The sequence below is a fragment of the Vibrio sp. 2433-A1 genome (assembly GCF_056726085.1).
In genome coordinates this window covers 160,093-179,203 of the sequence record NZ_JBRESC010000002.1, presented here as the reverse complement: position 1 = coordinate 179,203, position 19,111 = coordinate 160,093, and the positions used below count along the sequence as shown (strand labels likewise).

At 45.9% G+C, this 19,111-nt stretch carries 15 protein-coding genes; 13 read left to right on the top strand and 2 right to left on the bottom strand.

Annotated elements, in window-relative coordinates; genetic code table 11:
- Positions 1-821: 821 nt before the first annotated feature.
- The 13 genes from arcA (at position 822) to ACU01J_RS03215 (ending at position 14,073) form a co-directional block, all read left to right on the top strand.
- Positions 822-2,045 (top strand): arginine deiminase, encoded by a 1,224-nt coding sequence (arcA, locus tag ACU01J_RS03275; protein ID WP_481084400.1) that lies wholly within the window; start codon positions 822-824, stop codon positions 2,043-2,045.
- 60 nt (positions 2,046-2,105) lie between these two features.
- Positions 2,106-3,017: a carbamate kinase gene (gene arcC / locus ACU01J_RS03270; RefSeq protein ID WP_481084399.1), complete on the top strand. Its 912-nt coding sequence runs from the start codon at positions 2,106-2,108 to the stop codon at positions 3,015-3,017.
- A gap of 104 nt (positions 3,018-3,121) precedes the next feature.
- Positions 3,122-4,132, top strand: coding sequence for an ornithine carbamoyltransferase (locus ACU01J_RS03265; RefSeq protein ID WP_008078865.1), 1,011 nt, complete (start codon positions 3,122-3,124; stop codon positions 4,130-4,132).
- A gap of 547 nt (positions 4,133-4,679) precedes the next feature.
- Complete coding sequence (gene pyrB, locus ACU01J_RS03260; RefSeq protein WP_481084398.1) at positions 4,680-5,609, top strand: aspartate carbamoyltransferase; 930 nt, start codon at positions 4,680-4,682, stop codon at positions 5,607-5,609.
- A 16-nt stretch (positions 5,610-5,625) separates the two neighbouring features.
- A complete protein-coding gene (gene pyrI, locus ACU01J_RS03255; RefSeq protein WP_481084397.1) occupies positions 5,626-6,090 on the top strand; it encodes an aspartate carbamoyltransferase regulatory subunit in 465 nt (154 codons plus the stop codon).
- 291 nt (positions 6,091-6,381) lie between these two features.
- Positions 6,382-6,870, top strand: a complete 489-nt coding sequence (locus ACU01J_RS03250; protein WP_481084396.1) for an arginine repressor — start codon at positions 6,382-6,384, stop codon at positions 6,868-6,870.
- Between the two features lie 147 nt (positions 6,871-7,017).
- Positions 7,018-8,811 carry a protein-disulfide reductase DsbD gene (locus ACU01J_RS03245; protein WP_481084395.1) on the top strand — a complete coding sequence of 598 codons (1,794 nt, stop codon included), beginning with the start codon at positions 7,018-7,020 and terminating at the stop codon, positions 8,809-8,811.
- A gap of 200 nt (positions 8,812-9,011) precedes the next feature.
- Entirely contained in the window at positions 9,012-9,647 is a 636-nt protein-coding gene (locus tag ACU01J_RS03240) for a response regulator (RefSeq protein ID WP_481084394.1), read from the top strand.
- A 103-nt stretch (positions 9,648-9,750) separates the two neighbouring features.
- Complete coding sequence (locus tag ACU01J_RS03235) at positions 9,751-10,377, top strand: MarC family protein (RefSeq protein WP_481084393.1); 627 nt, start codon at positions 9,751-9,753, stop codon at positions 10,375-10,377.
- Positions 10,378-10,600: 223 nt separating this feature from the next.
- Positions 10,601-10,864 carry a DUF4212 domain-containing protein gene (locus tag ACU01J_RS03230; RefSeq protein WP_053438797.1) on the top strand — a complete coding sequence of 88 codons (264 nt, stop codon included), beginning with the start codon at positions 10,601-10,603 and terminating at the stop codon, positions 10,862-10,864.
- A 12-nt stretch (positions 10,865-10,876) separates the two neighbouring features.
- The gene (locus tag ACU01J_RS03225) at positions 10,877-12,604 is read left to right on the top strand and encodes a sodium:solute symporter family protein (protein WP_481084392.1); all 1,728 of its coding nucleotides are present in this window, start codon (positions 10,877-10,879) and stop codon (positions 12,602-12,604) included.
- Between the two features lie 258 nt (positions 12,605-12,862).
- Positions 12,863-13,345: a hypothetical protein gene (locus tag ACU01J_RS03220; protein WP_481084391.1), complete on the top strand. Its 483-nt coding sequence runs from the start codon at positions 12,863-12,865 to the stop codon at positions 13,343-13,345.
- Positions 13,346-13,422: 77 nt separating this feature from the next.
- Positions 13,423-14,073 (top strand): inorganic diphosphatase, encoded by a 651-nt coding sequence (locus tag ACU01J_RS03215; protein WP_481084390.1) that lies wholly within the window; start codon positions 13,423-13,425, stop codon positions 14,071-14,073.
- A 105-nt stretch (positions 14,074-14,178) separates the two neighbouring features.
- Here ACU01J_RS03215 and ACU01J_RS03210 read toward each other — a convergent pair whose 3' ends face one another.
- Together ACU01J_RS03210 and ACU01J_RS03205 are read right to left on the bottom strand one after the other, a co-directional pair.
- A complete protein-coding gene (locus ACU01J_RS03210; RefSeq protein ID WP_481084389.1) occupies positions 14,179-17,607 on the bottom strand; it encodes a hybrid sensor histidine kinase/response regulator in 3,429 nt (1,142 codons plus the stop codon).
- Between the two features lie 106 nt (positions 17,608-17,713).
- Complete coding sequence (locus ACU01J_RS03205) at positions 17,714-18,898, bottom strand: 3-phenylpropionate MFS transporter (protein WP_481084388.1); 1,185 nt, start codon at positions 18,896-18,898, stop codon at positions 17,714-17,716.
- Between the last annotated feature and the right edge of the window lie 213 nt (positions 18,899-19,111).

The following is a 19,111-nucleotide window of genomic DNA, read 5'->3' as shown; positions in this document are numbered from 1 at the left end:
TTTCTTTTCCTTACCCGGCTCACAGGAAGTGAGCCCTCTCCCAAAGCCGCCCTAGTGCGGCTTTTCTCATATCTAGGCTAGCTAAGAAACCATCTAGAGATTCCCTACTCGTTCCTTCGTCTCTCTATGGAATGACCACAAAACTCCTCCTCACTACAGCACCGTCATCCTCAAGAGTGAGGGACGAACGAGTTGGGGATCTCTTAACTCTAGACGCGATATTTTAGAGATTCCCTATTCACTCCTGCGTCGCCCTATGGAATGCAGGTCTATCCAATTATTATTTTCAATCTCTATTAATAAGAAAAACTATCGATATTAATTAACTTTATTAATCCATATTGTTTTAGTGTTCAACGTGCTTTAAATAACCAATGTGATCCAGAACAAATTTATTATCAAAAGTTTTGTTACCAGAGGGATAATTTACTATTCAAAACCACTTAACTAGGAACTTATAGTGCATATTTCTAATCTATTCACTGTTTTATCAATCGAATTAAATTGAATATTCTTCCTATTAATCAGCGCCAATCTAATAATGCGCATAAAGTGATGCATAAACTTCCCTACAAGCTACCTAAATAGGGCATTTACATCCGAGCAACAAGTGAATAGATATTGTTAAAACCCTTGTAAATCAAGGCTTGACGTATAAAAAACGAACTGTGATTGACCTCTAAGAATCCCCTGCCAACAGGCGTAATATGAATTCCAGAAACAAAATAAGTGAATAAATAAATTCACGCTTCTATTCCCTACAAATTAATTATTAGCTTTTAAATTAAAGCTAATAAAATAAATATAAGAGAGATACGATCATGAGTAAGTTTTACGTAGGTTCTGAAATCGGTCAATTACGTCGCGTTCTTGTTCACCGTCCTAGACGCGCTCTCACTCATTTAACACCTTCTAACTGTCATGACCTACTGTTTGACGATGTACTCGCAGTAGAGCGTGCAGGTAAAGAGCACGATGTGTTTACTCAAACGCTACGCGACCAAGGTGTAGAGGTTTTACTGCTGACTGACCTTCTTGCTGACACACTTGCAGTGCCAGAAGCGAAAGACTGGCTACTAAGCCGTCAGGTGTCTGATTACCGTCTAGGTAAAACATTTGCTAACGACGTGCGCTGCTACCTAGGTGACCTTCCAAACCTTGAGCTAGCGAAGATCCTAACCGGTGGTCTGTCTTACGCAGAGATGCCAATGAAGTCTTCTTCTATGTTGCAAGGTCTTCACGCTCCAACAGACTTCATCATCGAGCCATTACCAAACCACCTATTCACTCGTGACACTTCATGCTGGGTATACGGTGGCGTATCTATCAACCCTATGGCGAAACCCGCTCGTCAACGTGAAACCAACCATGTTCGCGCTATCTACCGTTGGCACCCAACTTTCGCAGGCCAAGACTTCATCAAATACTTTGGCGATGACGAAAACATCAACTACGACAACTCAACCATCGAAGGCGGTGACGTATTGGTCATCGGTCGCGGCACAGTACTTATCGGCATGTCTGAGCGTACAACCGCACAAGGTGTTGAGCACTTAGCATCTGGCCTATTCAAACATGGTCAAGCGAAGCAAATCATTGCAATGGAGCTACCAAAACACCGCTCTTGCATGCACCTAGATACTGTAATGACGCACATGAACGAAGACACCTTCTCTGTCTACCCAGAAGTGGTGCGTAAAGACGTTAAATGCTGGAGCCTAACTGGTGATGAGTCTGGCGCAGTCAACGTCAAAGAAGAAGGCTACTTCGTAACTGCGATTGAGAAAGCTCTTGGCGTAGACAAGCTAAATCTTATCACAACCGGTGGTGACAACTTCCACGCAGAACGTGAGCAGTGGAATGACGCGAACAACGTTCTTACTGTGAAACCAGGCGTAGTTATCGGCTACGAAGGCAACACTTACACCAATGAGAAATACGACAAAGCAGGCATCACAGTACTCCCTATCCCAGGTGATGAGCTAGGTCGTGGTCGCGGCGGCGCTCGCTGCATGAGCTGCCCAATCGAACGTGACGGCATTTAAGTAATCAGTTGATTTGGCAGGAGGGATATTTCTCCTGCCCCCTGCAAAGAGATAACAGCAATGACTAAACAAACTGTAGTTGTAGCACTAGGTGGTAATGCGCTTCTTCGTCGCGGTGAGCCGTTGGAAGCAGATGTGCAACGCCACAATATTGAAATCGCGGTAAAAACCATTTCTGAGATCGCTCAAGAGTACAACGTAGTACTTGTGCACGGAAATGGCCCACAAGTTGGCTTACTAGCCCTACAAGGTTTGGAATACAAAAAAGTGGCGCCTTACCCACTCGACGTATTGGGCAGTGAGACTCAAGGCATGATCGGCTACATGCTGATGCAAGAATTCAAAAACCAAATGCCAACCGTCAACGCAACTTGCATGTTGACCCAAATGACCGTCGATCCAAAAGATCCTGCGTTCGCTGACCCAACGAAGCCAATTGGCCCAATTTACGAAGAAGCGGAAGCGCGTGAACTGGCTGAGAAGTACCGTTGGACAATCAAGCCAGACGGCCAGCACTTTCGCCGCGTAGTACCAAGCCCACAACCAACTGGCATCATCGAGCATGAAGCGATCACTGCGCTTATCGAACAAGGTCACTTAGTGATTTGTACTGGCGGTGGCGGCATTCCGGTGAAACGTGAAAACGGCAAGTTAGTCGGTGTGGAAGCGGTTATCGACAAAGATATGTCAGCTGCATTCCTAGCCAAACAGTTAGATGCAGATGCACTGCTTATCCTGACCGATGCCGACGCAGTTTACCTAGATTGGGGCAAACCAACTCAACATGCACTGCGCAGCACGACTCCAAGCGAACTGGCGAAATACCAATTTGATGCCGGCTCTATGGGGCCAAAAATCGAAGCGTCGTGCGAGTTCATTAAGCAAGGCGGCAAAGTGGTTGGCATAGGCTCACTGCAAGATGGTCTGCAAATTCTTCAAGGCACAGCCGGCACTAACATCACTAAAGGCTAGGCCCTAAATAAACATTAGCTATTTAAAACCAATTACCTTGTGCGCTTTCTTACCTCTTTCCCTGCAACCAGGAGAGCGCATACAAAACAAAGAAGGAAAACATCATGGCTTTTAACCTACGTAACCGTAACTTCCTAAAACTATTAGACTTTACTCCACGTGAAATCCAACACTTCTTGGATCTTTCTGCGGAACTGAAAAAAGCAAAATACAACGGCTATGAGCAACCTCGTCTAAAAGGTAAAAACATTGCGTTAATCTTCGAAAAAACGTCGACTCGTACACGTTGTGCATTTGAAGTTGCAGCTTTTGACCAAGGCGCTCAAGTTTCTTACTTAGGCCCATCTGGCTCTCAAATCGGTCATAAAGAGTCAATGAAAGATACCGCTCGCGTGCTTGGTCGCATGTACGACGGCATCGAGTACCGTGGCTTCGGTCAAGAGATCGTTGAAGAGCTAGGCGCATATGCTGGCGTACCAGTATGGAACGGCCTAACAGACGAATTCCACCCAACTCAAATCCTAGCTGACTTCCTAACTATGATGGAACACGGCCGCGGCAAACAACTACACGAAATGAAGTTTGCTTACCTAGGTGATGCACGCAACAACATGGGTAACTCGCTAATGGTTGGCGCAGCGAAAATGGGCATGGACATCCGTCTAGTGGCACCTAAAGCGTTCTGGCCAGAAGAAGAGCTAGTCGCAACATGTCGTGAAATCGCTGAAGAAACAGGTGCGAAAATCACCCTAACTGAAGACGTACAAGAAGGCGTTCAAGGTTGTGATTACCTATACACTGACGTTTGGGTATCTATGGGTGAAGCGAAAGAAGCTTGGGCTGAGCGCATCAACCTAATGATGCCTTACCAAGTGAACATGGAAATGCTAAAAGCAACGGGCAACCCACATGTGAAGTTCATGCACTGCCTACCAGCGTTCCACGGTGAAGATACGACGGTAGGTAAACAGCTAGCGGCTGAGTACCCACAACTGAAAGACGGCGTGGAAGTAACCGATGAAGTGGTTGAGTCTAAACACTCTATCGTCTTCGATGAAGCTGAAAACCGCATGCACACAATTAAAGCGGTAATGGTTGCGACACTAGGTGATTAATCACCATTAGTCGCAGTTAATACTCAAAATAGTTGGAGCTGTAGCAAGGCAACAAGTGAATGAGTCTTCCTGAGTTTAGTCCGCTAAATGATTGAAGCGAATGAATGCAGTTAACGCCGCTACAGTTTCAAATATGAAGAGTATTCTGCAGGGAAATGCGGGTGGCATGAAGACTCTTCTCAATTATGTCTGAATAAAGCCCGCATTTTTTTTCATCGACGATTTAATGATTGATACACAAAAATGCCCTCAAGCAAGTTCAGCCAAAGGTTGGATAAAAGTAGCGAAAGGAAGCGAAATTCGCATAAAAATCCAATTTATGGATACTTTTCGCAAACGCTTGCGCGGCGTTTTTTTGTGCGTATAATCCTCCGCAATTTGTCTTAGGAGAGAACAATGAAACCGTTTACTACTGCTCATTGCTGTATTAAAAAGCGCCCTCAACTGGGATCGCTATCTGTTTCATTTTCTCCATTGATTCTATTTTAAAGCCTCCTATTTCAGGGGGCTTTTTTTTGTCTATAAATCACGACTAGGAAGCATTGCTATGGCGCATTCGTTATTTAATAAGCACATCATTTCCATCCCTGAGCTCAGCCGTGAAGAGCTAGAGCTTATCGTCGATACGGCGGCAAGATTAAAAGCTGAGCCTAATCCAGAACTGTTGAAAAACAAAGTGGTCGCAAGCTGCTTCTTTGAGCCATCAACTCGTACTCGCCTTTCATTTGAAACGGCCGTTGAGCGTTTAGGTGGCAGCGTGATTGGTTTTGATAACGGTGGTAACACATCACTGGCGAAAAAAGGCGAAACCTTGGCTGATTCGGTACAAGTTATCGCTTCGTATGTTGATGCATTTGTTATGCGTCATCCACAAGAAGGCGCTGCACGTCTGGCTTCGGAATTTTCTAACGGTGTCCCTATCATCAACGGTGGCGACGGCGCGAACCAACATCCAACACAAACACTACTCGACCTATTCTCAATCTACGAAACTCAAGGTACGTTGGACAACCTCAACGTCGCATTCGTCGGTGACTTAAAATACGGCCGTACTGTTCACTCTCTAACTCAAGCATTAGCCAAGTTCGATAACGTTCGCTTCTTCTTTATCGCACCAGACGCACTGGCGATGCCAGATTACATTTGTGAAGAACTTGAAGAGTCAGGCATTGCATTCAGCATGCACAACAACATTGAAGAAGTGGTGCCAGAGTTGGATGTACTTTACATGACGCGTGTACAGAAAGAGCGTTTTGACGAGTCGGAATACGCGCACATGAAATCGGCTTTCATCCTAACAGCAGCAACCTTAACAGAAGCGCGCGACAACCTTAAAGTACTCCACCCTCTACCTCGTGTGGATGAAATCACGGTCGATGTCGACAAAACCAAACACGCTTACTACTTCGAACAAGCTGAAAATGGCGTATACGCACGTGAAGCTTTGTTGGCCCTTGTTCTTAACGACACCCTTTAATAGCAGGAGAGATATCATGGTGAAAGAAACTCAACTTCAGGTAGAAGCGATTCGTAACGGCTCTGTTATTGACCATATCCCTGCCCATATTGGTATTAAAGTGCTTAAGTTGTTTAAGATGCACAAGACCAACGAGCGCATCACGATTGGCTTGAACCTACCATCGTCAGCACTAGGCGCGAAAGATCTGATTAAGATTGAGAACATCTACCTGACTAAAGAACAGGCCAATCAGTTAGCTCTTTACGCACCGAAAGCAACGGTAAACCAGATTGAAGAGTACAGGGTAGTGAATAAACTCAACTTGGCACTTCCTGACAGTATTGAAAGTGTTTTTGAATGCCCGAACAGCAACTGTATTTCACATGGAGAACCAGTAGAAAGTCGCTTTAAGGTGCAAGAAAAACATGACAATGTGCAGCTAAAATGTCACTACTGTGAAAAAGTATTCTCTCGTGAAATCATGACAGAAGCTCGCTAACACCACCCCATCTAGGTTGCGACACCTTACAATAAAATGATGCGGATATTTATGCCACCCTCGGAATAAATATCCGCAAACAGACAGAATTCACTCCTAATTACAGTTACTTGAATAGTTTTTTATTTGGCGATCCCATTCACAAAGCCACATATACTTTGGTGGTAGACTGATAATCAAAATTAAGTCACCAAAGAGTGGCCGCTCAATAATGGATTGCACTTACATGGATCTGAGTGCCCAATAGCCACATGGACGATTGATTATTACGTCATGTTTTAAGGAGTTCTCATGAGTGAAACTCTAAACCCTAGTGTCATTGATTACAGCCAAGATAAAACGCTAACCGCTGCCTGCAAACGTCTATTGCAACAACAGAGTTTCACAACCCAAAATGAGTTGCGAGAAGCACTGGTCAATATTGGTTTTCATGGCATTAGCCAATCCACGGTATCAAGACTCCTGTCTCAGCTCGGAGTTGTGAAAGTACAAAATGCCTGCGGCAAAAAGGTCTACTGCATTACGGTAGAAACAGCCCCTGTGCGAGTCGAATCCTCGATTTCTTCTCAAATTGAGTTTATTACTCATAATCAAGCTATGGTGGTCGTTAAGACCCATCCAGGCAGTGCCCAGCTTGTTGCACGTTTAGTGGATATTGACCCTCACACCGAGATCTTAGGCACTGTTGGTGGTAACGATACTGTGCTAGTTATTCCTAAAGACACCGACCATATCGATGCCTGTGAGCGCGTGGTTCGAGCACGACTCGGCGTAGCTTAATCCTGTATTGCGGCTGTCACTCACACGCAGCCGCCTTTAGAGCAACCTCTCGAACTGTAGAATAATTTTCTTAAGGTGAAACTTATTCCCCCTATCCTCTGTCTGATTGAGTTAAAATGTTGAAAATTTAACTCAAGTGACTCTTTTATGCGCTTCGTCTTATCTCTAATCTTGTTGTCTCTTTCTGTTATTTCCGCACCCGCTATGGCGCTGTTTGGCAATTCAAATTCGACACCAAGCTTTGGTAATAACAACAGTACCTTTGTCCCTGTTGACGAAGCTTTTCCGTTTAATGCCTTTCAGCAAGGCAACCATGTTCTGATTGATTGGCAAGTAAAAGACGATTACTACCTTTACCAACATAGTATTTCCGTCAGTGGCGAGAACGTCACAATAGGTGATGTAGAAATGCGTGATGGCGAACCACACAATGATGAGTTCTTTGGTGAGGTCAACATCTACACCACACCACTATTTGTTGACGTCCCACTGGGCAACTATCAAGAAGGTGCGCGCCTGATAATTCAGTATCAAGGCTGTGCCAAAGCAGGCTTCTGTTACCCGCCAGAGACACGAGTTGTCGACCTGACCCGCTTTGACGATCAAAAATCAAGTGCAGTAACACCCGTTGAAACAACTACTGCGACTAAAACAACCTCCACTCAACAGAGCACTTCATCACCGGTATCAAGTGAATCAAACCTAGCCTCAAAGCTGGGTGACAACTGGTGGACACCACTGCTGTTTTTGGCTTTAGGTGTCGGCCTAGCTTTTACACCATGTGTGCTACCTATGTACCCAATCTTAACCAGTATCGTATTGGGCAGCGGTAAGCTCAGCCATACTCGCGCATTGGGGCTAGCCTTTATTTATGTCCAAGGTATGGCGCTCACCTATACCCTACTTGGGCTGGTGGTGGCGTCTGCAGGTATGCAGTTCCAAGCAGCCATGCAGCACCCGTACGTTCTGATCGGTCTTAGTGTTCTGTTTGTTGCGTTGGCACTTTCGATGTTTGGCTTGTATACCATTCAACTGCCAAGCAGTGCACAGACTTGGTTAAACAATCTAAGTAATAAGCAGAAAGGCGGCAGCTCACTGGGCGTGTTTGCTATGGGTGCGATTTCCGGTCTGGTTTGCTCACCATGTACCACCGCGCCGCTATCGGGAGCGCTACTTTATGTCGCTCAAAGTGGCGATCTTTTGACTGGTGGTATTGCTCTGTATGCCTTAGCTATTGGCATGGGTATCCCATTGATGCTAGTAGCGGTATTTGGCAATAAATTACTGCCAAAAGCGGGCAACTGGATGGATCGCGTGAAAACACTGTTCGGCTTTATCTTGCTTGCAGCGCCTATTTTCTTACTAGAGCGTATCTTGCCTGAACTATGGGCAACCGCGCTGTGGTCGGGGCTTGGCATTGCAGCCTTTGGGTGGCTATATCATGTTAAAAACTCACTGCCGTTTGGTGGTTGGAAGCAGAGCGTAGTCGGCATTATTGCTGTGCTTGGTTTATTTGCTTCGGCTCAACCAGCGCTGAATTACTACTTTAGCAACAATGTGGTAGAGCAAAAAAGTCAGATTGAATTTATCCAAATCAGCAATATTGAAGAATTAAACCAGCAGTTAGCAAGTGCAAAACTGGCTGGTAAGCCAGTGATGCTCGATTTCTACGCCGACTGGTGTGTAGCTTGTAAAGAGTTCGAGAAGTACACCTTCCACCAGCCAGCTGTAGAAGCCAAATTGAAAAACTTCGTTTTGCTTCAAGCAGATGTCACGCGTAACCAACCGCAAGATATTGAACTACTCAAAGAAATGCGCGTGCTGGGATTACCGACTATTGAATTTTGGAACGCCAATGGCGAGCCAATTTCAAACGCTCGCATTACTGGCTTTATGAATGAAGAGACTTTCCTCAAGCATTTGGGCAGCCATAACTTTTAAGCAATTCAAACAACGCCAGCTTATTTGCTGGCGTTGCTTTCCCCTTCTCCCAATCACACTCAACCTTCGCTGTCCGACATATATATGCAATTTTGCTAATAAAACCCGATACAGTTCAGACTTTTAGCGGATAAATATTGTCCACAATCGCAAAGATGACAATAATTCTATTAACTAAACAGTCATAAGTAGTTAACGTCATGGATTCGACTTACACCATTATCATTGCAGATGATCACCCGCTATTTCGTAATGCACTCTTCCAATCGGTGCACATGGCAGTGAGTGGTGCCAACCTACTCGAAGCAGACTCTTTAGAGGCCCTGCTTTCACTACTTAAAAAAGAAGAGGAACCTGATCTATTGCTACTTGATCTGAAGATGCCAGGCGCCAACGGTATGTCTGGCCTAATCCAACTGCGTGCTGAATACCCAGACTTACCCATTGTTGTCGTTTCAGCGAGTGAAGAATCAGCGGTAGTCACTCAGGTTAAAAGTCATGGTGCATTTGGCTTTATTCCTAAATCTAGCGATATGCGTGAGCTAGTCAGCGCACTCAACCAAGTCCTCAATGGCGAACCGTTTTTTCCTGAAGGCTCAATCACCAACAATGCAGCATGCAATGACTTAGCTGAAAAAATAGCAACCTTGACTCCTCAACAGTACAAAGTTCTTGGAATGCTATCTGATGGACTACTTAACAAGCAGATTGCGTATGAGTTAAATGTATCTGAAGCGACCATAAAAGCCCATATGACGGCGATTTTCAGAAAATTAGGCGTAAAAAACAGAACTCAAGCGGTAATATTGTTGCAACAGCTAGAATCTGAAGTCTAAGTTACTAAATTTTACATTATTACTCTCAGAAATCTGTTAGGATGAGGACATCAGGCGACAATCTGATTTACCCCTCTGTTCATCAACTCTGGGAGTACTTCTCTTGTTAAGCATTTTAATTACACAGTTCGTAGTTCTTTGGGCGGTTATCGATCCAATTGGATCTGTTCCCGTCTACCTTTCCCAAACTCAACATTTGTCAGCTAAACAGCGCCGACTAGTCGCATTAAAAGCCGTAGCTATCGCTACTGGTGTTTTGCTGTTTTTCTTACTCGTAGGACAACTGTTACTCGAAGCGATGCAAATTCCCTTGCCAGCTTTTCAGGCCGCGGGTGGTTTAGTTCTATTACTGTTCGCCCTTACGATGATTTTTGGTGAATCTAAACCTGAGCAAGAGACCAAACTGTCTAAAGAAGTCAGCCACTCAGATTTAGCAGACTTAGCCGTCTACCCATTAGCGATTCCATCGATTGCCTCTCCTGGCGCGATGATGGCCATTGTTATGCTGACCGATAACCACCGTTTTTCATTGGTCGATCAAAGCATCACTGCTGGCGTCATGGTGTCTGTATTGTTGATTACGCTGCTCCTCCTTCTCGGTGCTACCCATATTCAAAAATGGATTGGTAATGTCGGCGCAGCGATTATCAGCCGCGTAATGGGCCTAATTTTGGCGGCTGTCGCCGTCAATAACCTGCTGATGGGGATCAAAGATTTCTACTTAGCCTAATAAAAATTGAAAGATTTAAAGATGAAACGTTAGACTTTAGGCTAATTTAACACAGCATTAACATCACAAGAATCAATAAGTCATCTACTAAGCGCCCGTTATATGGGCGCTTTTTGTTTTTCCCGTCGCGACTAAAGTTGAAAAGAGTTCTTGCCACCCCCTTGCTAATGTAGATGGTGAAACATTTTTTTAACAACCCAAAACCAATCGTAAGGAGGCGGCAATGGCGTTTGAAAGTCAGGATAAAGCCAAAGCCTATTGGGATAAGAACGTAAAACTAATGATCTCGTTAATGATTATCTGGTTCGTCGTTTCTTTCGGCTGCGGCATCTTATTTGTCGATCAACTCAATCAATTTCAACTAGGTGGTTACAAGCTAGGTTTCTGGTTTGCTCAACAGGGCTCAATCTATGCCTTCCTAGGTATTATTTTCTACTACGCGTGGAAAATGCGCCAAATCGACCGTGAATTCGGCGTAGATGAGTAAGGAGTAACTCAGATGGATTTGAAAACTATCACTTACCTCGTTGTTGGTGCGACCTTTATCCTTTACATCGGTATTGCGATTTGGGCTCGTGCTGGATCAACTAAAGAGTTCTATGTTGCAGGCGGTGGTGTAAACCCAATCGCAAACGGTATGGCAACAGCAGCAGACTGGATGTCAGCAGCATCATTTATCTCTATGGCTGGTCTTATCGCCTTCATGGGTTACGGCGGCAGCGTATTCCTAATGGGTTGGACTGGCGGTTACGTACTTCTAGCACTACTACTTGCACCTTACCTACGTAAGTTCGGCAAGTTCACTGTACCAGAGTTCGTAGGTGAACGTTTCTACTCAAACGCAGCACGTATCGTAGCGGTTGTTTGTCTAATCATCGCATCAGTAACTTACGTTATCGGTCAGATGAAAGGTGTTGGTGTTGCGTTCGGTCGTTTTCTAGAAGTTGATTACTCTACAGGCCTACTGATCGGTATGTGTATCGTATTTATGTACGCGGTTATGGGCGGCATGAAAGGCATCACGTACACGCAGATTGCTCAATATTGCGTACTCATTTTAGCTTACACTATCCCTGCAATCTTTATCTCTCTGCAACTAACAGGTCACCCTCTACCTCAGATTGGTCTTGGGAGTACCATCCAAGGCACCGATGTCTATCTGCTTGATAGGCTCGACCAAGTGGTCACCGAACTCGGCTTTAGTGAATACACCACCCAAGTCCGTGGCGATACGTTAAACATGTTCGTTTACACAATGTCACTCATGATTGGTACTGCGGGTCTACCACACGTAATCATCCGTTTCTTCACTGTACCTAAGGTTCGTGACGCACGCACATCAGCGGGTTGGGCTCTAGTGTTCATCGCGATTCTATACACAACTGCACCTGCAGTATCAGCAATGGCACGTCTAAACCTCATGGACACGGTTAACCCTGCTCCAGGTCAGCACCTAGCTTACGATGAGCGTCCTGATTGGTTCAAGAACTGGGAGAAAACAGGTCTACTAGGCTTTGATGATAAGAACGGCGATGGCGTAATCCAATACACATCTAGCGCTGCAACCAACGAGTTGAAAGTTGACCGTGACATCATGGTACTGGCTAACCCTGAGATTGCGAAACTACCTAACTGGGTTATCGCACTTGTGGCAGCAGGTGGTCTAGCGGCCGCACTATCAACCGCGGCAGGTCTATTGTTGGCTATCTCGTCCGCGATATCCCATGACTTAATCAAAGGCGTCATCAATCCGAATATATCCGAGAAGAAAGAACTTCTCGCCAGTCGAATATCCATGGCGGTGGCGATTGCGGTGGCAGGTTATCTTGGGCTCAACCCGCCAGGCTTTGCAGCCGGTACGGTAGCACTGGCCTTTGGTCTCGCCGCATCCTCCATCTTCCCTGCGTTGATGATGGGTATCTTCAGCAAAGGTATCAACAAGGAAGGCGCAATCGCCGGTATGATTGCAGGTATCAGTATCACGCTATTCTACGTATTCCAACACAAAGGCATCCTATTTGTTGCTGACTGGAAATACCTAGAAAGCTGGGGTAGCAACTGGTTCCTAGGCATTGAGCCAAACGCATTCGGTGCAATTGGTGCGGTATTTAACTTCGCAGTCGCGTTCGCTGTATCGAAAGTAACAGCTGAAACTCCACAAGAAGTTAAAGACTTGGTTGAACACGTACGTGTACCAGCAGGCGCTGGCGGTGCAGTAGACCACTAAAATTATACCTAAACCACAAAAGCCCCGATTGGGGCTTTTTTATTCGCTTAACTTATTCTAATAATTAGAAATTCCCTGAACCGTAGCAAGGAAGCATACGAATGCCATTGATTATATGTTCAGGGGTTACGCAGAAAAAATCGCTTAGAACAAGGCAAAGATTTTGAAGCTAGTTGCTCTACCTTCAAAATCTTTAACGAAGTTATCAGCGATTTTAGCCAGTAAAAATGAACAGATAATTGATGGAATTAGTATTTTATGTTCAAAAACAAGCACTTTCTTATTGCCTTATTAATCGCCCCGATTCTTTCTCTGATTGCCTATTTTGGTACTGATATGGCGCTGAGTGAAAAACCTCATGCGGCTAAAGAAGGAGAAACCTATAAGTTGGCTGCTAAATCAAACTGCCGCTATACCAGTGGTTTGTGCGATATGACAAATGGTGACTTTAAAGTGCAGTTCCGCTCAGAAAAGCTCACCGCGCAAGGGCTAGATTTATCTCTAAAAGCTGCCTTCCCTCTTGAAGGCGTCAAACTATCATTGGTCGATAGCCAAGATCAGAGTGCACAACCTATCGATATGGCGTCGACTGATAGTACTGGTCAGCACTGGGCGGTTTCGTTACCAAAGCCGAACTCCGCAGAGAGCTGGCTACGAGTGGCCATTCAAGCTGAAGGCACACTGTACTACGGTGAAACCCAAACCGCTTTCGTCAAGTATGAAACGCTGTTTACAGAATAACGAAGAATCAGCGACTTAATAAAACTGAAATAGTCCTGCCGTAGATTTACGCAAACTCTATGAAAAGGACTACTTCAATGAAAAAGCTACTACTCTCTTTACTTATTGCCTCTTCGCCAGCAATAGCTGCAGATAACCACACCATTACCCAAACAGATACTTACACTCTGACTTCAAACGTTGATCTAATGGGTATTCCAGCCATTAATGCAGAGGGCACGATCAATGCCATCATCGAGATCCCTACTGGAACCAACCAGAAATGGGAAGTCAACAAGGAAGACACATCTCAAGTCATATGGGAATTTAAAAAGGGCAAACCACGTGTCGTGAATTACCTCGGTTACCCAGGCAATTACGGTGCAATTCCAAGCACGGCGCTTCCCAAAGAGCTTGGCGGCGACGGTGACCCACTTGATGTCATCGTATTAGGCCACTCTTTACCACGTGGCTCAGTTGCCGAGGTTCGATTAATTGGCGTACTTAAGATGCTGGATGATGGCGAACAAGACGACAAGCTACTTGCTGTCATGACTGAAGGCTCTCCATTGTCTGACATTAAATCCGTTTCTCAATTGGATAACGAGTTTAACGGCGCATCTAAAATCGTCGGTACTTGGTTTAGTAACTACAAGGGCAAAGACGGCGGTATGGTTCTGCAGGGGATAGAAGAAGCTAGCGTAGCCAATGAAGTGCTGAACCAAGCAGTAAAGAATTATAAAGGCTAGCTTTAAGTCTCAAGCTAAAATGCCCACCAAATGGTGGGCATTTTTCATAAAGTCATAGTTTCTAGCAGCAGAGCATTCTCAAACCTAGCAACTAGATTCTCCCGCTTAGACCCGATTCAACACCGCTCTCAATTTCAGCGGTTTAACAGGCTTAGGAATAAAGCTAAAGCCATTCGACTTAATACCATCCAACATATCTTCTGTGCGGTCAGCACTGATGATCACCCCTTCAAAGCTATCACCTAAACGCAAGCGACATTGCTGCAACACTTCCAACCCGGTACGACCGTTATCAAGTCGGTAATCAGACAAAATCACATCGGGTACCCATGTTTCCTCAATGGCCTGAAGTGAATGGACTAAATCGACAGCAGTTCGAACATCACATCCCCAACGCCCGAGCAGGTTCTCCATCCCGACCAAAATATCGGCTTCATTGTCCACACACAACACTTTAAGGTGGCTAAGATCGGACACTGCGCTGGCTGACGTCGCTTTCACCGGAGCAACAGCCTGTTCACTGCGCGCCAAAGTGATCGAAAAGACACTGCCTTTACCCGGCCAAGAACACATAGTGATTTGATGATCAAGTACATGAGCAATCCCTTTGGAAATCGCCAAGCCTAAACCTAACCCCTGATCGGAGCGAACTTGTGTCCCACGCTTAAACTCTTCAAAGATTTCTTGCTGCTTATCTTCGTCAATCCCCATCCCGTTATCCCACACATCGATACGAGCTTGATTACCGACACGTCTAACACCAAGCACCACTTTCCCCTTCGGGCTATAGCGAAACGCGTTGGTTAAGAAGTTTTGCACCACGCGTCGAAGCAATTTCGGGTCGGACTGAACCAACAACTGACTTGGCACCATCTTAAACTCAATACCTTGCTGCTTAGCAAGGGCACTAAATTCAGCATTGAGGTTGGCGAGCACGTCATTAATCGCAAAGCCATGCACGTTAATGTCTAACTTGCCCGACTCTAAACGCGAGATATCAAGCAAATCACCAATCAAATCTTCCGCTGCGCCAAGTGCACTCTCTATATGATGAGAAAGCTGCTTTGTTTCCGCATCCTTAGCGACTTCCGACAATGAAGAAGCAAACAGACGCGCGGCATTGAGTGGTTGCATCAAATCATGACTAACAGCGGCTAAAAAACGAGACTTTGATTGAGACTCTAACTCTGAACGTTGCGTCGCAGCAACGAGCTGCTTATTGAGGTTTTCCAATTCTTGAGTCCGCTTGTGTACACGCTCCTCCAAGGATTCGTTGGCTTCTTTTAGAGCCTGCTCGGCATCTCTAAATACGGTGATATCGGTAAAGCTCATTACGAACCCACCACCAGGCATCGGATTACCTTGCACTTCAATCACTCGCCCATCAGGACGCACACGCGATGATGTATGACGAGTACCTTGCTCTAAGTGGAATACACGGCGGCGAACATGTTGTTCAGGATCGCCCGGGCCACATAACCCTTGCTCGGCATTGTGACGAATCACATCAGCAATCGGCCGCCCAACTTGAATTAATCCGGCAGGAAAGGTGAACAGTTCTAAATAACGCTGGTTCCAAGCCACCAGCCTGAGCTGTTTATCAACCACAGCAATGCCCTGACCGATATGTTCAATTGCCCCCTGCAACAGACCGCGACTAAAGTCATACAGCTCTGACGCTTCATCAACAATGGTCGCAACCTCTTCCAGTTGCATGTTGCGCCCTTGCAGTGCAGAAGTTAGTACTAACTTTGCTGATGAGGCACCAAACACACCGGCTAGTACACGCTCTGTATGTCGTATCAGTGTCGAAGGGGCTTGTTGATTAGGTAGCATAGTCTCACGTTGCTGCTGCCAATACTGCCTGAATGCATTACGCACCCTTTGTCGGCCAACAAAACGTGAAGCGAGCATTTCTAGTTCGCCAACCGTAACTCGACTCTGATAGAGGCTCATATTTTCGCTTTCTGGCAATGGCGTACCAACAAACGATGCCGACTGTAAGCGCTCACTTAAACTTGCCCGGGTAAAAAGTGAAATCACCACATAACAAAGGGTATTAAGCGTAACGCTGAGTACGATACCCCAATCAGAATTTTTCACATCCCAGTTTTGCAGCAGCTCTGGCGGAGTAATCAGCCAGAGTAAGAAGTTATTCTCAGCCGACCCCGCTAGCATATCGGTCTGGCTCATCAAGGTAATCAGCCATAAGGTAAAGCCAACCGCTAAACCAACATAGACCCCCTTTCGGTTCCCCTGACGCCAGTACATGCCACCTATCAACGCCGGAGCAAACTGAGTAATCGCAGCAAAGGAGAGGAAACCAATCGCAGATAAAGAATGAATGCTGCCAAACGCTTGATAGAAGCCCCACGCCCCCAACAGCAAAAGTAAAATTAGCCCGCGGCGAATGACCAGTAGCAACCCAGAAAAGTGACGATGAGTGCGCTGTGATAAACGCATCCGACGTAGCAACAGTGGCATAACCAAATCATTCGAGACCATGATCGCCAAGGCAATGGTCGAGACTATGACCATGCCACTCGCCGCTGACGTGCCACCTAAGAATGCCAATAACGCTACATCTTGCGCACCAACCGCCATCGGCAGGCTAATCACATAGGTATCAGGACTGGCATCGGTCAACAAGCTTTGTCCAACCCAAGCGATCGGCAAGACAAAGATCCCCATTAAAATCAGGTAGACAGGAAATAGCCAACGCGCGGTATGCAGGTCTTGAGCTCGCTCGTTTTCCACCACCATAGTATGGAACTGACGTGGTAAACAGACAATCGCCAGCATGGTTAATACGGTATGAATCAGCAGGGTTGGCACATTAGGTGACTGGTAGGTTTGGCTAGCAATCTCAGCCAGTTCAACATCACTACGGTTAAGGGCAAGGAAAAGAATAAAGCATCCGACCGCCAGGAACGCCACCAGCTTAACAATCGACTCAAACGCGATCGCCATCATCATGCCACGATGATGCTCAGTATTATCGATATGACGAGTACCAAACAGCATGGTAAAAATCGCCAGTGCGGCAACGACAAACCAAGAGACATCAAAACTTGAACCCTCTAGATGGACAGGCAATTGAGGGGCAATAATCTCTAGCCCCATCGTGATACCACGTAGCTGCAACGCGATATAAGGTAATATGCCAGCCACGGCAATCAAGGTGACCACCACAGCTAGCCCTTGCGACTTGCCGTATCTCGCCGCAATAAAGTCGGCGATAGAAGTAATGTGCTCTCGTTTGGCGGTAATGATCAACCGCGCTAAGATTCGCCAACCAAAGGTAAACACTAAAATGGGTGCAAGATAGATAGGTAAAAACGACCAAGGATTATTACTCGCCTGCCCAACCGTGCCGTAGAAAGTCCACGAGGTACAGTAGACAGCAATCGACAAACTGTAGACCCAAGGACGCCACTTAGCGAGCCAAGTCTGGCGTTTGTCGCCATACCAAGCAATGAGAAACAGCAGCCCGAGATAGAGCAGTGAAACCGTAATCACTAACCAGCCTTGCATCCGATATCCTTATCTTGTGCGCATTTTTAACTACAAATAAAAAACCTCTCCAACTTGGAGAGGTTTCATTTAACTAAGGATAACCAGTGAACTCAATCAGATAGACCTAATTCTGTGGTTTGTGCTCTGCTTTCACTGGCTGCGTTGCATTGGCTTGTTGTGGGTCGAGTTTAATAAACAGCGCCAAGACACCCATTGCGGCCATCCCCCAGAATACGTTAGCGCCCCAATGCTCATAACCCCAGCCACTAAGTGTCGTCATTAGCGCAATAAAGGCGCCAAGTGGAATCGCGTTGTACAGTGCCTGTAGCGCGACCATCTTACGCTGCTCACAGTGTTGGATATATTGAATCGCCGCGATATGGGCCATCGCGAAGGTCACGCCATGTAAAAGTTGGATCAGTACTAACGCCACCAAAGCGGTCGTTGATGCGGTTAATCCCCAACGAGCAACTACGCCCAGTGCAGCAACAACAAACAGTGCTCTTAAGCTCCAACCGGCGAACAGACGCTTACTGAGCGCAAATACCGCTACTTCAGCAACTACACCTAAGCTCCATAAGTAGCCGATAATATCTTCTGAGTAGCCCGCCCCTTTCCAATAAATCGAGCTAAAACTGTAATAGGCGGCGTGACTGCCCTGAATTAACGCCACCAAAGCAAGAAACTTAATCACTGGCACTTCGCGTAATAACTCAGACAATTTTGGACGCTGGGCATCAACTTCTTCAGTCGTGACTGGCATCGGATCAATGTTGCGCATACTCAGTACTAGCGCAGCTAACACACCCGCCAACGCAGTGTAAAGAATCATATTAGTGCCAAACTTCGCCACTAAGAAGCCAACCACTGTCGAGCCAGCAATAAAGGCAATCGATCCCCATAGTCGGGTACGGCCGTAATCAAGCATTTTTAGTCGTGAGTAGTAATTCGCCATCGCATCAGATATTGGCACGACAGGACCACAACAGAGGTTAAACAGCACCGTCGCCAATACCATCAACCAAAAGCTTCCACCAGCAAAGAAGTGGAAACCAACAAACAACAATGCCGCGAAGCTTAACCAACGCAGGGCTGGCATAAGGTGTTCGACTTTATGCAAACGAGGCGTTAAAACCATATTGGCCACACAACGCGTCGCAAAGCCGATACCGACTAGCACACCAATGTCGGTTGCAGATACGCCCTGCTCTTCAAACCATAGTGCCCAAAACGGCAAGTAAACACCGTAGGCAAAGAAAAAACCGACAAAATACTGGGAGATCCAGCCATATGGAGATGGGGTGAGCATTGCGACCTCTGAATGCTGAGTGAATAAGAACAGAACGGCGCCATTATCCTTACCTTTACTGTCAATAAAAAGGGAATAATCGTCACAAGTAAGTTTCCCTATTCTCACCATTTGCATCATCGATAATCAATCACGTGTGCTTGTTAGAGCAATAGATTCGACCAAAGTCGTCTGGAAGAAAAATATAAATCACGCACACTTAGCAGATAGAAG

Excerpts from the sequence above, each read along its gene's own strand:
- ACU01J_RS03210 (WP_481084389.1), bottom strand. The coding sequence starts at position 17,607 with ATGCAAGGCTGGTTAGTGATTACGGTTTCACTGCTCTATCTCGGGCTG.
- ACU01J_RS03230 (WP_053438797.1), top strand. The coding sequence starts at position 10,601 with ATGGCGTTTGAAAGTCAGGATAAAGCCAAAGCCTATTGGGATAAGAAC.
- pyrB (WP_481084398.1), top strand. The coding sequence starts at position 4,680 with ATGGCGCATTCGTTATTTAATAAGCACATCATTTCCATCCCTGAGCTC.
- arcC (WP_481084399.1), top strand. The coding sequence starts at position 2,106 with ATGACTAAACAAACTGTAGTTGTAGCACTAGGTGGTAATGCGCTTCTT.
- ACU01J_RS03215 (WP_481084390.1), top strand. The coding sequence starts at position 13,423 with ATGAAAAAGCTACTACTCTCTTTACTTATTGCCTCTTCGCCAGCAATA.
- ACU01J_RS03205 (WP_481084388.1), bottom strand. The coding sequence starts at position 18,898 with ATGCTCACCCCATCTCCATATGGCTGGATCTCCCAGTATTTTGTCGGT.
- ACU01J_RS03225 (WP_481084392.1), top strand. The coding sequence starts at position 10,877 with ATGGATTTGAAAACTATCACTTACCTCGTTGTTGGTGCGACCTTTATC.
- ACU01J_RS03220 (WP_481084391.1), top strand. The coding sequence starts at position 12,863 with ATGTTCAAAAACAAGCACTTTCTTATTGCCTTATTAATCGCCCCGATT.
- ACU01J_RS03250 (WP_481084396.1), top strand. The coding sequence starts at position 6,382 with ATGAGTGAAACTCTAAACCCTAGTGTCATTGATTACAGCCAAGATAAA.
- ACU01J_RS03265 (WP_008078865.1), top strand. The coding sequence starts at position 3,122 with ATGGCTTTTAACCTACGTAACCGTAACTTCCTAAAACTATTAGACTTT.
- ACU01J_RS03240 (WP_481084394.1), top strand. The coding sequence starts at position 9,012 with ATGGATTCGACTTACACCATTATCATTGCAGATGATCACCCGCTATTT.
- arcA (WP_481084400.1), top strand. The coding sequence starts at position 822 with ATGAGTAAGTTTTACGTAGGTTCTGAAATCGGTCAATTACGTCGCGTT.
- ACU01J_RS03245 (WP_481084395.1), top strand. The coding sequence starts at position 7,018 with ATGCGCTTCGTCTTATCTCTAATCTTGTTGTCTCTTTCTGTTATTTCC.
- pyrI (WP_481084397.1), top strand. The coding sequence starts at position 5,626 with ATGGTGAAAGAAACTCAACTTCAGGTAGAAGCGATTCGTAACGGCTCT.